This is a genomic window from Pseudoalteromonas sp. NH0006-46 (assembly GCF_057547735.1).
The window spans coordinates 1-15219 of the sequence record NZ_BAAJML010000010.1 but is presented as its reverse complement, the minus strand read 5'-3'; the positions used below and the strand labels follow the sequence as shown (position 1 = coordinate 15219).

Annotated in this window: 8 protein-coding genes; 4 read left to right on the top strand and 4 right to left on the bottom strand. The window is 40.2% G+C overall.

What is annotated here, in order from left to right; translation table 11 throughout:
* Nucleotides 1-155: 155 nt before the first annotated feature.
* The 4 genes from AC27I2_RS16410 to greB all read right to left on the bottom strand — a co-directional run bounded on the left by AC27I2_RS16410 (nucleotide 156) and on the right by greB (nucleotide 4179).
* Nucleotides 156-2480, bottom strand: a complete 2325-nt coding sequence (locus AC27I2_RS16410; RefSeq protein ID WP_487204893.1) for a Tex family protein — start codon at nucleotides 2478-2480, stop codon at nucleotides 156-158.
* Nucleotides 2481-2646: 166 nt separating this feature from the next.
* Nucleotides 2647-3228, bottom strand: a complete 582-nt coding sequence (locus tag AC27I2_RS16405; protein WP_487204892.1) for a CBS domain-containing protein — start codon at nucleotides 3226-3228, stop codon at nucleotides 2647-2649.
* Between the two features lie 52 nt (nucleotides 3229-3280).
* Entirely contained in the window at nucleotides 3281-3586 is a 306-nt protein-coding gene (locus AC27I2_RS16400) for a hypothetical protein (protein ID WP_487204891.1), read from the bottom strand.
* 110 nt (nucleotides 3587-3696) lie between these two features.
* The gene (gene greB, locus AC27I2_RS16395; RefSeq protein ID WP_138527375.1) at nucleotides 3697-4179 is read right to left on the bottom strand and encodes a transcription elongation factor GreB; all 483 of its coding nucleotides are present in this window, start codon (nucleotides 4177-4179) and stop codon (nucleotides 3697-3699) included.
* Between the two features lie 194 nt (nucleotides 4180-4373).
* On the opposite strand from greB, the gene ompR reads away from it, so the two are divergent.
* From ompR to AC27I2_RS16375, 4 genes are all read left to right on the top strand, one after another.
* Entirely contained in the window at nucleotides 4374-5093 is a 720-nt protein-coding gene (gene ompR / locus AC27I2_RS16390; protein WP_006793806.1) for an osmolarity response regulator transcription factor OmpR, read from the top strand.
* A gap of 5 nt (nucleotides 5094-5098) precedes the next feature.
* On the top strand, nucleotides 5099-6415 hold the full coding sequence (gene envZ, locus AC27I2_RS16385; protein ID WP_006793807.1) for a two-component system sensor histidine kinase EnvZ: 1317 nt from the start codon (nucleotides 5099-5101) through the stop codon (nucleotides 6413-6415).
* Nucleotides 6416-6704: 289 nt separating this feature from the next.
* Complete coding sequence (locus AC27I2_RS16380; RefSeq protein WP_487204890.1) at nucleotides 6705-14516, top strand: SpvB/TcaC N-terminal domain-containing protein; 7812 nt, start codon at nucleotides 6705-6707, stop codon at nucleotides 14514-14516.
* A gap of 12 nt (nucleotides 14517-14528) precedes the next feature.
* Nucleotides 14529-14807: a hypothetical protein gene (locus AC27I2_RS16375; RefSeq protein ID WP_487204889.1), complete on the top strand. Its 279-nt coding sequence runs from the start codon at nucleotides 14529-14531 to the stop codon at nucleotides 14805-14807.
* The last annotated feature ends 412 nt before the right edge of the window (nucleotides 14808-15219 follow it).

The following is a 15219-nucleotide window of genomic DNA, read 5'->3' as shown; positions in this document are numbered from 1 at the left end:
AGCCTTAACACCGACTATTATACTCTCCTCAATAAATTACTTTTAATGCTTACTGATTTGAATTGAATAAAAAAACCGCTTTCGCGGTTTTTTTATTTTATAACGTGTAGCGCTTTCCAGTTTTTACTTAAAAGCTAAACAAGCTATATGGCCTGCTATTTTTTTACTTTGGCATTCGCAAATGCATCGGCAAACGCGTTACCCATAACCGCATTACCGCTATCGCGTTTAGGCTTAGCTGCTTTTGGTTGCGCGTTGCTAGTGCGCGGCTGTTGTTTTTGTGCAGCCGGGGCTGGTTTGTTGCTGGTGTCTATTTCGTCATTTAAACGCATGGTAAAGCTAATACGTTTACGCGAGGCATCAACCTCTACTACTTTAACTTTTACAATGTCGCCCGCTTTAACTACTTCGCGAGGATCAGATATAAACTTATTAGTAATCGCCGAAATATGTACTAAACCATCTTGGTGAACACCCACATCAACAAATGCACCAAAGTTAGCAACGTTCGATACAACACCTTCTAAAATCATGCCTGGTTTTAGGTCACTTATTTTCTCTACACCCGCTTTAAACTCAGCAGTTTTAAACTCTGGACGTGGATCGCGGCCCGGCTTATCAAGTTCAGCAATAATATCGGTAACCGTAGGTAAACCAAATTTTTCGTTGGTGTAGTCGTTAGCAACAAGCTTGTTTAAAAATTCGCTGTTACCTATTAACGTGGTTACTTCTGCGTTGTTCTTTTCGCAAATTTGCTTAACAACAGGGTAGGCTTCAGGGTGAACTGATGAGTTATCAAGCGGGTCGTTGCCATTGTTTATTCGTAAAAAACCAGCAGCTTGTTCAAATGCTTTCGGCCCTAAACGTTCAACCTTTTTCAGCTCGCTGCGTTTTGAAAATGACCCATTAGAATCGCGGTAATTTACAATGTTTTGCGCTAAGGTTTTGTTTAATCCTGATACGCGTGTAAGTAAAGGAACCGACGCCATATTTAAATCAACACCTACCGAGTTTACACAGTCTTCCACAACCGCGGTGAGTGTTTGCCCCAGTTGGCTTTGTGACACATCGTGTTGATATTGTCCTACACCAATTGATTTAGGCTCTATTTTAACAAGCTCAGCAAGCGGGTCTTGTAAGCGACGTGCAATCGATACCGCGCCACGTAAAGACACATCTAAGTCAGGAAATTCGTTAGCTGCAAATTCAGATGCCGAGTAAACCGACGCACCCGCTTCGCTCACCATAATTTTATTTAGTTTTAACTCGGTATTTGCTTTCATTAGCTCAGCAACCAATTTATCTGACTCGCGCGACGCTGTACCGTTACCAATGGCAATCAGTTCTACTTTGTGTTGGCGGCAAAGTTGCTCTAATGTACGCAGCGATTTATCCCAATGGTTTTGCGGGGCATGAGGAAAAATAGTTTGCGTAGTTAGCAGTTTACCTGTGCTGTCTACAACAGCAATTTTGCAACCGGTACGTAAACCGGGATCAAGTCCAAGTGTTGTGCGTGGACCTGCAGGTGCGGCCATTAGTAAGTCTTTTAAGTTTTTAGCAAATACATCAATAGCGCCTGCTTCTGCTTTTTCGCGCATGGCTGCAAAAAACTCGTTTTCTAAGTGTAAACCTAGCTTAATTTTCCACGCCCATTGCACCACGCTTAAAAGCCAAGCACTTGCTGTTTGGTCGGTAATATTTAAGCGGTAGTGCTGTGCAATCATGTTTGCACAAAGTTGAGCGGGGTTTTCTGAGCTTGGCTCTGGGTTCACATTTAATTGAAGTATGCCTTCGTTGCGAGCTCGCAGCATGGCTAATGCACGATGAGAAGGAACTTTGGTAAGTAACTCTTGATGATCAAAGTAATCGCGATATTTAGTGCCCGCTTGTTCTTGACCTTTAATTACCGTGCTTTGGATTGCACCGTTTTGGCTTATGTGATTTCTTAATTTAGCGAGTAATTTTGCATCTTCAGCAAAACGCTCCATTAAAATAAACTTAGCACCATCAAGCACGGCTTTTATGTCATTAAAACCATTTTCGGCATTAATGTACTGCTCAGCGTGTTGCTCAGGGTTTAAACTCGCGTCGGTAAATAACGCATCGGCTAGGGGCTCTATGCCTGCTTCTATGGCTATTTGGCCTTTGGTGCGGCGCTTTGCTTTATAGGGAAGATATAAATCTTCGAGTTCTGTTTTACTTTGCGCGCTAGTGATGTCGGCTTTAAGCTCTGCGGTGAGCTTTTTTTGAGATTCAATGGTCGATAAAATAAAGCTACGACGTTCTTCAAGTTCTCGAAGGTAAGATAAGCGCTGCTCTAGCAAGCGTAATTGAGTGTCATCTAAACCGCCGGTGACTTCTTTTCTGTAGCGTGCAATAAAGGGAACTGTTGCGCCTTCATCAAGTAATTTTGTTGCAGCAACAACTTGTTGTTGTTGTGCATTTAGCTCACTGGCTAAACGTGCAGAGATATCGCTCATGCAAAAACCTTTTTAAACAAAAAATAAGACCAGAAATAAATATCTGGGTCGGCTAATTGCTTGAATAATATCACATGAAGTTGTAATAAAAAGCTCTTAAAGCAAGCTATTTAACTTGCTTTAAGACGGTTGCTTTGGTTGAGACAGTTAAGCGATAAAACAGCCTCTAATGAGGGTGGTCTACGCTTTCTAGTACGTCGCTAAACGAGTTGGCAATTGGGCTAATATGCAGCGGAATATGCAATGTTTTAGCTATTTGGCGAGCTGAAATTAATCCACATATTTCGTTATTAGCTGTTGTGACTAATAAAAACATCGACCCTTGATGCTCCATTGTTTGCAAAGCATCGCCCACACAGGCATAACTTAAGCTTTGCATGCTGACACCCATTAGCTGGTTTATTGGTGTCATTATATGGCGAAGGCTTACTTCATTTCGTGGTGTATTTAAACGTTGAGCAATAATCGTAATTTTAGCGCTTTGTAAATCAGCACTTGAAACAATACCTATTAGCTTGTGGCCATCATCTATCACCAATACAAAGTCAGACTGCTGGCTGCTCGTTTGTTTAAGCGCATCAGCGATTGTTGTTTCGTGATGTGCTCGAACAGGTGTTTTTTGCGTAAAGTTATTCACCATTTTTAAAGCGGGTGAGGCTAAATCGATTAACGGTTGATTGTCAGCAAATGGTTTTGCAATAACCCCATGAGAAACATTTTGGGTACGTAATTCTTTAAAGTTAGACATAATATCCACCTATTAGTTAAAAATTTAATTAAATTGAAAGTAATAAATTAAATTAAATAACAGGGGGCCCACGTTGGTACGCAGTGCTAAACGGTCTACTAAAAGATGAACTCTTGTAAAAAGAGTGAGCGCCTTTAGGGAGTGGTTGAGCTGCCTTAAGGGAAGTGACATCAACAAATGAATCTTCGTCAAAGTCAGGGGTTGCCTGATCGGGAATATCTAGGGCAATTAAACTATTTAAAACGGTTGGGTGTTCTAGGGTGGTGTGTTGGTTGCTGGCATGCAAAGTCAAACTCACACTCATAAAAAGTGCAAACAATACGGCATTACTAAATATGCGCTGTACTACGTTTGACATAACCATTACAACCTTTGCTAATCTCACATTGAAATTATGTGCGAGCTATTTATATATAGCCTAATGCCATAATTTAAACAATCAAAAGTTAATATGATCTGAATCAAATGCTACTTAGCCTTTTTTTGATACTCAATTGAGTTTATGTACCATTCTTTTTTTCCCTGCGGGGTCATTACTACAAAATCGTCATCAACTTGTTTTTTAATCAGTGCCCGGGCCATGGGTGAGTCGATAGAAATATAGTCTTTTCGGTCGTAAATTTCGTCTGGGCCGACAATTCTGAACTTTTTTATGTCGCCTTGCTCATTTTCTATTTCGACCCACGCACCAAAAAATACTTTTCCGTCTTGCACGGGTGAGTAATCAATAATATTTAAATCGGGAATACGCTTTCGTAAATAACGAACGCGTCGGTCTATTTGGCGCAGCAGTCGCTTATTATATTGATAGTCGGCGTTTTCAGAGCGATCGCCTAAGCTTGCTGCCCAGCTGACTATTTTTGTTACTTCAGGGCGTTTTACATTCCACAGGTGGTCGTGTTCTTGTTGTAGTTGCAAATAGCCTTCACGGGTAATTAAATTTGTTTTCATCGACTTTTAATTATTAGCTTCAATGATGGGCACGGTAATAAACTTAGAAAAATTTGTCGAGCTTAAAGTGTTTAAAGCAGCCATTATTGTTGTTTGAAATGTTCAGTAACAATCTAAGGCCGTAATTAGTTTTTGATTATTTGGTTTTTCATTTATATTAATACTTAATTGGATATAAAAATAAGAAACAGGTAATGGGACACGAAACGACAAAAGTATTGGTTGTAGACGACGATATGCGCTTACGTAGCTTATTGGAGCGTTATTTAGTAGAGCAAGGTTTTATTGTAAGAACCGCTGCAAACTCAGAGCAAATGGATAGGCTTTTAGAGCGAGAAAACTTTCACTTAATGGTGCTCGACTTAATGCTTCCCGGAGAGGATGGCTTATCTATTTGCCGTAGGTTACGCCAAAAAGAAAACGAAATCCCTATTGTTATGCTCACCGCAAAGGGCGACGAAGTCGACCGTATCATTGGTTTAGAGCTTGGCGCAGATGATTACATTCCAAAGCCATTTAATCCTCGTGAGTTACTTGCGCGCATTAAAGCCATATTACGCCGCCGCGCTAAAGAAGTGCCAGGTGCGCCCGCCGCAGAAGAAAACCTAATTGCCTTTGGTAAATTTACGCTTAATTTAGCCACTCGTGAAATGAGCGAAGGCGATAAAACAATATCGCTAACCAGTGGCGAGTTTGCCGTACTTAAAGCGCTTGTATCACACCCAAGAGAGCCGCTTAGCCGCGATAAACTCATGAACTTAGCGCGTGGCCGAGATTACAGTGCCCTAGAGCGCAGTATTGATGTGCAAGTGTCGCGCCTTCGCCGCATGATTGAAATAGATGCGGCTAATCCGCGTTATATTCAAACCGTGTGGGGATTAGGGTACGTGTTTGTTCCTGACGGTGAAAAGTAGTTTTTATGGGATTTTTTCCACGTAGTGCGTTTGGGCAAACTGTATTTTTGGTGGCGGCGTTATTACTTATAAACCAAGTTGTATCTTACGTAACAGTTAGTTTATATGTTGTAAAACCCACCATAGAGCAAGTTAACTTAATGCTTGCTAAGCAAGTTAAAACCGTTTTTATTGACTGGGAAGACGGTATAGAAATAAACGACGACTTATCAGAAAAGTTTTTTGAAATAACCGGTATTGATGTTATGACACAGCGCGAAGCCATGCGCCAAGGGCTTGGTCAAACCCGTGAGTACCCGATGCTTTCACGTAGTATGTCTGCGCAGTTAAATGGCTCGGCGCGGGTGCGTATTACGCAAACTGGGCCACTCGTTTATTGGATAGAGGCCCCGCAAGCGCCTGGCTATTGGGTTAAAATTCCGCTTTCAGGGTATCAAGAAAACAACCTCGAATTTTTAACGTTTTACTTATCAAGTATTGGCTTTTTGAGTGTACTAGGTGGTTGGTTATTTGCACGCCACCTAAACCGCCCGCTTAAAGCACTGCAACAAGCGGCAGTAAAAGTAGGTAAAGGCGATTTTAGCACCAAGCTAGAAGAAGAAGGCTCTACCGAAGTAATCGAAGTAACGCGTGCGTTTAACCAAATGTCGCGCGGTATCGCTGCCCTTGAAAACGACCGCCGCTTACTTATGGCGGGTGTATCTCACGATTTACGCACACCACTTACCCGCATTCGTTTAGCAACCGAGATGATGAGCGACCAAGACGAGTATCTTCGCGAAGGGATTATTTACGATATTGAAGATATGAACGGTATTATCGATCAATTTATTGAATATTTACGTCACCACAAACGCGAAGAACTCAGTTGTGAAGATATAAACGCGTTAGTGGGTGAAGTCGTTAATTGTGAGTTAAAGCATCAGCGTTCTATTACCTTTAAAAGTAACCCAAGTATAGAGAGTATTCCGCTCAGCAGCGTGGCTATAAAGCGTGTTGTAACTAACATGATTGAAAATGCTATTCGCTATTCTGACGGCGATATAGAGGTACTTAGTTATTATAACTCCAATAAGAAATACGTGGTCATTGCTGTAAACGATAATGGCCCAGGTATCCCTGAAAGTGAATTAGAGTCGGTATTTGAACCGTTTAAACAAGGTGATGCTGCGCGAGGCAGTGAGGGCAGTGGCCTAGGCCTTGCTATTATTAAGCGCATTGTTGATATGCACGACGGCAAAGTAAAACTTGAAAACCGACCTGAAGGGGGCTTAAGTGCACAAATTTATCTGCCTATAAAAATACAAAACTCTGCACAGTAACCTGTGCAGAGTTTGCTATTTGTAACACTTAAATATCTGTAACGCTGATATAACCGTGAAGCCTAAAGTACTTTAAAGCGGATGGCAGTGCCACCGCTGGTGGCAAGTGTTAAGTAAAAGTAAGTCATTGACTAAGCTTGTAAACACAAGTCTATATCCCATACACCTAACTCCTAATTATTTTTAAATAGCCTACTACAGTAAACTGTTAACTTTTAAGGTTTAAAATGTTGATGTTTGTTTGTTTTTTGTTAATATGCGTCGGCTGTTAAACTTTAAGGAACAAAGTGTGAAAATCTCGTTTTATCCCAACAATAATCTTGTACCCCTTGTTTTTTTTACTATATTGCTAAGCGTTTTTTGCTTTCCTGCAAGCTCTATGGGGATGTTTTATCCAGTAGAACCAATAACAATTAATCCAAAAGCTCCAACAGCTTTCGCATTTACAAAAGATGAGAGTTCAATCAGAATTTCTTGGAGTTGGGGAGGCTATGATGATGGTGGAGGGTTGTTATATGGTAGTGGTAGTTCATCAGCAGTAGCACTTCCGTGCAGCGGTTTTTGCGATTCAGAAACCACTTTTTCGGTCGAAGTATCTGAGGATGATAGTTCTTTTAGGGTAGTAGCAGAAGGGTTAAGCTACAAGAGTTATTACTTTTCATTAGCGGGATATAGCAAACACGTATTTAGGGTTCGAGCTGTAAAAAAAATTAATGGCGAAAATAAGTACAGTGATTATTTAGTTAGCCCTCCCATAATAGTTCCTGAAGTAAAAAAACTACCTAAGCCAATTATTGCTCCGTCGACAAGTACTATTCGGTACAACACTTATGTTTCAATTACTTCTGAGCCTTCTGCAACAATATTTTATAAAACTATTGGTTTAGGTTCATCATGCTCAAATGGTGATGGTTGGACGGTTTACAAAAATGCATTTAAGCTTTCTTCGTCAGCTAATGTATGTGCTAAAGCTCATAAAAGCGGGTGGAAAGATAGTGACGCACAATCTAAAAGTTACACTTTGCAATTAGAGCCTCCAATCATTAATGTAACAACCCCATTAGTTGATGGCGCCAAAGTCTCAATTTATTCTCAACAAAATGCATCTATTAAATATAAATTAGTTTCTAGAGGGAGTAGTTGTACAAATGGTTCTGTAAATTCTTATTCGTCACCAATTACTCTTAGAGCAAGCCAAAAAGTGTGTGCATATACAGTAAAGGCTGGTTGGAAAAGTAGCGACACTGTAAGTAAAGACTATTTACTTAAATTAAATAAACCATCTATTAAACCTGACTTAAATAAAGTGACAGCTGGCGACAATATAACGATAACCTCCAATCAAAACGCAACTATAAAATATAAATTAATATCACTTAATGCTAGTTGTACTAATTCAGGCTGGCAGTCTTCTGCTCCTGTTTTTTCTTTAACTCAGAGCAAAAGAGTGTGTGCAAAAGCAGTTAAATCAAATTGGAGTGACAGTGACATAACATTCAAAGACTTTACTGTTTTGTTAACCCCACACTCGACACTTACTACACAGACCCCAAATGATGCAAGTAACTTTATTGACACCGTTGCTCCTAGTAGCCAATTAATAGGTACCTTGGAGGGACAAGCTGGTGTAAGTGGTGGCGCCTCAACGTATCATATTCCAATCCAATTACCGCCGGGCAGAGCTGGCATGCAGCCTGAAGTATCACTTAATTATTCATCCCGCAGTGGTAATGGTATTGCCGGAATGGGGTGGTCGCTATCTGCGAGCTCAAGCATTACAAGGTGTGCAGCCACATATGCACAAGATGGCTTCATACAAAACCCACAATATAATAGTAATGACAGGCTGTGCTTGGATGGTCAGCGTTTAATTAATACATCAGGTAGCTATGGAAGCTCAGGGACTGAATATCGTACTGAAATAGATAGCTTTGTGCGTGTAACACAAAGTGGTTCACTAAATGGCTCATCTACGTGGTTCAGAGTTGAATATAAAAACGGTCGAGTTGCTTATTTTGGTAAAACGACTAATTCGAGGCTAATACATGGAAGTAAAGTGGCGGCTTATTCCTGGTTACTCGAGTATCAACATGATGTTATGGAAAAAAACTATATACATTATGAGTATGACGAATTTGGTCTAGGTCAGTTAATGCTGAAAAAAATTCTTTATTCTGGTAAAAGCAGAACGGATAAAGGCGACAGGATAGTTGAATTTAATTATTCTACTGATAGAACTGATACTTCGTTAAACTACTTAAATGGCGGGGTAAGCTACACAACAGTTTTGCTCAATAGTATTAAAACATATATGGGAAATACTTTAGTGAAAAGGTATGGGTTAAGTTACGGCGAGAGCCAAAGTACAGCTCGTTCCCATTTAAAAACAATTGAGTTATGTGATTATAGTGGTTCATATCATTGTACTCCTAAAACTCACTTTAGCATGTCTGACCCGACCCTGAATTGGGCGGGCGTAAATATCGACTCACTTGCAGATAGTGTATTTTCTAATGTTGGAGGTCTGAACTCTTCATCAAAAGGTGAATTAAGTCAAAAAAATCGTGTTATTTATAAAGACTTAAATGGTGATGGTATAGCTGAGTTGCTAAAGATTGTTAGAAATGGAAGTACATCTATTGATGTTGATGTATATACGTTACTAAATGACAGTTACACCTATTTAAAAACCTTAGAGGATAATATAAGCCACTTAATTTTCACTGCTGTAGAGGGTGACATTAATAATGATGGCATAGCTGATTTTACAACTTCTGAAAATAGTTATTTAGTTTATATACAGTATGATGATCATTTTAACGCCACAAAGGTAACTACAAACTTTCAACTAAATCACGGTTATGAAAATATACAATCAACAAATGCACGGATTTTCGATATCGATGGGGATGGTTGGCAGGATATTGTTTTAACAAATTATTTTAATAATGATGAAAGCTATGTTGGGTATTACAAGAGCCGTGGTGAAGGGCAAATTAACTTTTATAGCTTTAGTGAATTATATAAATTAAACAAAAGAAGTTTTAATACAGGTCAAAGTTTATTTCAACAAGCTAGTTGGGATGATATGAATGGTGATGGATTACTTGATTTAATGCTTACATATCAAGCCGATGATAGCATTAAAGAAATTTCAATTGCATTTACAGAAATAATCAATGGGCAAGCTCAATTAAATGAATACTTCTCTGAAGAGTTAGGTCTACCTATTAACAACTTTTACAACCAGTTTGTATTTGCTGACCTAAATGGTGATGGGCTTAAAGATTTTGTGAGAGCTGCAAAAGCTGGAAATACCTATGAATGGCAAGTGCAACTCAATAATGGTAATTATAGTTTTTTGCCTCTTAGCAGCTTGGGAACTGGTATAGGTATACATGAATGGCAAATCAATAGCCTCTTATATACAAATAACTCGTTGCAATATCGTGTTCAAGCGAAATTTGGCGGGCTTCAGGTAGGAGATTTAGACTCAGATGGAAAGGATGAATTACTTGTTGCAACTAATAGTGAAGATGATTACTGCGTCAATATTTTAGGAAGGATTGTACAGCGTGATTATTATATAGAAAGTTGTAACGATGACATACAAATGCACGAGCATCGCAATACAGAAAGCTCAGCCGAAAAATTAGAAATAGACTTAAGCAACCTTGATTTACGTCGTTTTAACTGGACGATGATCGATTTTGAAAATAATAGTAACAGTACAGAAATTAGGCGTAGCTTTGCAAATATAGTTAAAGCCCCAATAGGGCGTGCTTCTATTTATGGCAATGAGGTGTTCCGACCTTTAGAAATTACAGACTATAACAATGATGGTTATTTAGATTTTTCTTTTTCAACATTTAAAAATATTACTTTTGCCAATGGCAACTTCACTATAAATGGTTATTCCTTTGAGCAAGGAGGTATGTCAGGTAACCTTCGCTCAACTGGCGTTAATGGTTTTTTTATTAAGACAAATAAGCTAACTGATAACAATGAGCTACCAGAAATTTTGCATAAGGTTACTGACGGATTAAAGCGAGAGTCAACATGGGAGTATGCAAATTTATCTACGCCGATGCATGAAGATAACTTATCGCTTTATGATACTCCGGATAATAGAGCAGAGCGTTATTTGAGCGGCGATATTGCTCAAGGGTATATATATTTTACTTCGAGTATGCCTATTGTTTCATCTTTTATAGATCTTGATGGCACCGATATTGCGCAGCATAAAGAGTACTTTTATAGGGAAGCGGTCTATAGCAGGCAAGGCCGTGGTTTTATGGGTTTTAAATCAATTATAGAAAAAGATGTAGATCGTGCTTTAGTCACTCAAACTGATTTTGAGCAAATTTTTCCGTATCAAGGCAAGCTAAAGCGACAAGCTACATTTACCGAAGATGATTATACAACAAGGGGAAGCGGGCACCTAGGTATTAGTGATAATGAAACCTATGCGGTAAGTTATTCAAATACTGAGTGGCAAGAGAACTCAACTCACAGTGTAACTGACGTTTATAATTTATACCCAATTGAAACTACACAAATTACTCGAGATTTAGTTACTAAACAAGATCTAACACGCATCGAGAAAAATATTACTAGGTTAGATCAATATGGCAATGTAACTGCATCATCTACGCAAGTTGAAGACGCTTGGGGTACGTATACCACAAGTGAAACACGCGAGTATGAGGGTAACGAAAGTAACTGGTGGTTAAATAAACTTAATACTAAAATACAAACTAAAGCTCGTGTAGCTGGGCGCAGTACAAACGACCCAATAACGGATGCAGACTTAGATCAAGAAACGCGCATTAGAAGTGAATACAGTAATTACCATGGTAGTAGACAGCCACAAACAATAACAACTACAGCAACACTTGGTGGCTCATCATCTGGTTATGGGAGTGAAATAGATACTATCTATAATGCCTACGGCCTTCCATTATCTGTTAGTCAAACCACAAAAGTGCGTAATAGTAGTGGTAGTTGGATTGACCAAACACGTACAACTTCAACCACCTACAGTAAAGACGGAACTGTTGAAGCTACTGACGGTTATTTTCCATATAAACAAACTAATGCTAAAGGGCATATTAGCTACACCGAAGTAAACCCTGCAACAGGGCAGATAACCCAAACTCGTCAGCAGCTTAGTAGCAATAGCTATCAAGTGACAAACTTTGGTTACGATGATTATAACCGCCCTTACAGTATTCAGACTGATGGCAGTCCGGCCCGTTACAGTGCAATGCAAACACCTGACGAACAAGCACCAGCGAATGCAATAATGCAAGTGGTAAATGTCTCAGCAGGGCAGCCTATGCAAAAAATCTATCAAGATGCGCAGGGACGAACATTACGTACAGCTGTGCAGAATTTCGATGGTGACTGGGTGTTTAGTGACGTTAATTATAACAGCCTTGGCTATAAAACGTTTGAATCTATGCCTTATAAAGAAGGAGGTGCGGTTTATGGTACGTCATACACCGAACACGATGCACTTGGCCGCGTAATCGAAAAAGTAACCAATCAACATTGCGGTAACATGACTACTAATTACAGCTACAGTGGACTTAAGACAGATATTGAGGTCTATGATAGTTGTTATGGCATCACCTTGGATATGTCGCGTACCTACAATAGCCTTAAACAGCTTATGCAAACGGTGGATGCTGATAATGGTGTTACTCGTTACAGCTATAATAATCAAGGCTTACCTATTGTTATTCAAGATGCAAACAGCAACAACATAGTGGCAACCTATAATGCCTTGGGCCAAAAGACGCAGGTGAATGACCCTAACCAAGGCGTTACTAATTTTGAGTACAACGGCTTTGGAGAGTTACAGCGAGAAATACGCGTAGGTAGTAAAACATTGACTTATGTCACCGACGTATTAGGCCGTGTAACGCGGCGCACCGCCACAGGTGAAAATACGTTAACGTATACCTATGACGGTGCAACGTATGGCTTTGGGCAATTAAACCAAGCCGTAGGCAATGGCGTAACCAAAACCTACACTTACGACAGTCGCGGTCGCCCAAGCGGTCAAACCATTGCAGGCAGTGGTAAAAGCTATACCACAACCACCTTCTACGACAGTAATTATGGCCGTGTAAAAGGGCTGCGTTACCCCAACAACCTCACACTTGAATACAGTTACAATGACGTAGGCTATCAAACGCAGGTAAAAAATGCGGCTAGTGGTTATGTGTATAAAAATATAACTGAATTCGACATATTTGGTAATGGCTCTCAAAATACGCTAGGTAATGGACTCACTGAAAATACTGCTTACAGTAACAAAAGTGGGCAAATGCTCCTAAAAACAATAGCTAAAAATAATAGCAACATTATGAACATCGATTACTCCGCGTACGATGGTTTTGGTAATTTAAAAGCAGTTGATATCACGACAGGTAATATTGGCAATCAGCATAGCTTTAGTGAAACATATGATTATGACGCACTACACCGTTTAGAGAGTAATGCCGTTAATGGTATCACCACCATTAACTATAGCTATGATGCGGTGGGTAATTTGTTATCAAAATCAGACTATGCAACGCAGTATGATTATGAAAACGGCGCAACAGGCGGGCCCAATGCAGTTAAACGAATTCATCGCAGCGGCAGCTGGAAAACCTTTGCTTATGACGCCCGAGGCAACATGGCACAAGGTGACGGGCTCACAAGCGCCAGCTATAACGCGATGGATAAACCCACACAAATAGTAAAAGACGGTAAAACTCTCAATTTTACCTATGGACCGCAGCATATGCGCTTTAAACAAGTAAATGGCAGCGTGACTACTTTTTACAGTGATAAATTATATGAAGAAGAAGTTACTGGCACAAAAACCACCTGGCGGGCTTATATAGACGACATCGCCGTTATAAGCCAAACAACAAATGAAGGTGCTACAATCCGCTATACCCACCGCGATCGCTTAGGCAGTGCGCGGGTATTTACCGACCACAACGGGCAAGTAGAAGTAGAGCGAAACTACGACCCATTTGGCAAACCACGTTTAGCCAGTGGTGGCTTAAAATCATTTGGCAATTCAAAACTTAGTGATTTGGCGGATGCAAAAACGAATCGAGGCTTTACTGACCATGAGCATTTAGATAGTGTGGAGCTAATCCATATGAACGGGCGGGTGTACGATTATAACCTTGGGCGTTTTATGTCGGTTGATCCGTTTATTCATGGAGCAGGAAATAGTCAAGGTATTAATCCATATTCTTATATATTAAACAATCCATTAGCGGGAACCGATCCTACTGGGTATTCACCACAATGTGATGTTAGTGGGGAAGCTCTTTGTGGCCCATTTGGGTATGGTGATGAATGTTCCGTATGTGTTCAAGCTGGAAGTGAAATTGGTAGTAACAATGGTGGTGATACAATTCAAAAAACTGAGGTTGCTTCTCAAACTCCTGCAAAAGAAATAGGGGCACCAGCTAGTAACAATAAAGGGGCTAATAGTACCAATGTAGTTGGAACTGGTGATGCAGGGTTTGATGAAGCCACTCAGAATCTCGATTTATCCAATTACCTAACCGCTGGATTTAGCTTGCCACAAAGCGGAAGCACCGATGATTCTTGGAGCTTTGGAGACCCGCTACCTCAAGGGGTTGTAGATTTTGCCGCCGGATGGGGTGATACATTAAGTTTCGGCTTGACCAGCTTGATACGAACCCAGATGGGGACAAACGGAGCCGTCGACCAAGACTCCGCATCATATTACGGAGGTATGGGTTTCGGTGCGGTGAATGGCCTAGGTTATGGCTGGGCTGCCGGATTAAATGGAGGAGCTAAGACCGTATTCTGGTCGGGGGCTGGTAACCTAGAAAGGGCTGGAAAGCTGGGTACTAGCCTAGAGAAAACTCCCATAGGAGCACTTATGAATAAGATTGGCGAACCCGTACCTTACTTTATGTGGAAGGCAGCTTCAGCAACATTTGCCGCTAACGCCAAAGGTACAGCAATAAAGGTTGGCGCCAAACAAGGGAACATCTGGAGTAAAATTGAAAAACCTATTCTGGAATTTAGAAATATTCCCGTAAAGCAAATCAAATAAGGTAGGGTGAACATGAAATCAACCAAAAAATTTGATGATGGAAGCACTCTGTCTTGGAAGGATAGGGAGACCTTGGAATATACTGAAGGAGATTACACTTTACTTGTCTGGGTTGATTTTATGCCCGGCTTATTCTCCTCAGGCAGGATACTAAAACTTGAATCACTGTCTGAGTGGACCTCTTCACCAGAAGGTGCGGCCGCCCCCATCCCTAATGGAAAGAAAGACGAGATTAAGAGTAAGGTGATTTCTTATTATAAAGACCATAACAAGAAGTGTATTACTCAGTGAGTAAACTGATGAAAAAGCTAGCCGCAGGATGTACTAATCATTATCGTGCGGTTTAGCTAGCCCTGTAGTGGTACAGTGATTTTGGCCACCCATTAAGAAAGAAATGTTATGCTAATAAGCATACAAATTTGGGTGAAAAAAATGACGAAATTAAAACGCGCAACGTATTCTGCGGCAATCAAATTAGAAACGGCCCAGCTTGTCGTTGACCAGGGCTATACGCAAGTAAGTGATTAGGGTCACCCATTAGAAAGTTCCGGTCAAGCAGGCAGCTGTGTTTTCTTGATCTTTTTATTCAAAAACCAAGTGTTCTTATCATTTAAACTCACTTTAAATATGACTATGCATCCAGTAATGACGTCGATTGGTGTGAATATGCACCAGTCACCCATATGAATTTAGGCGGTTTAAT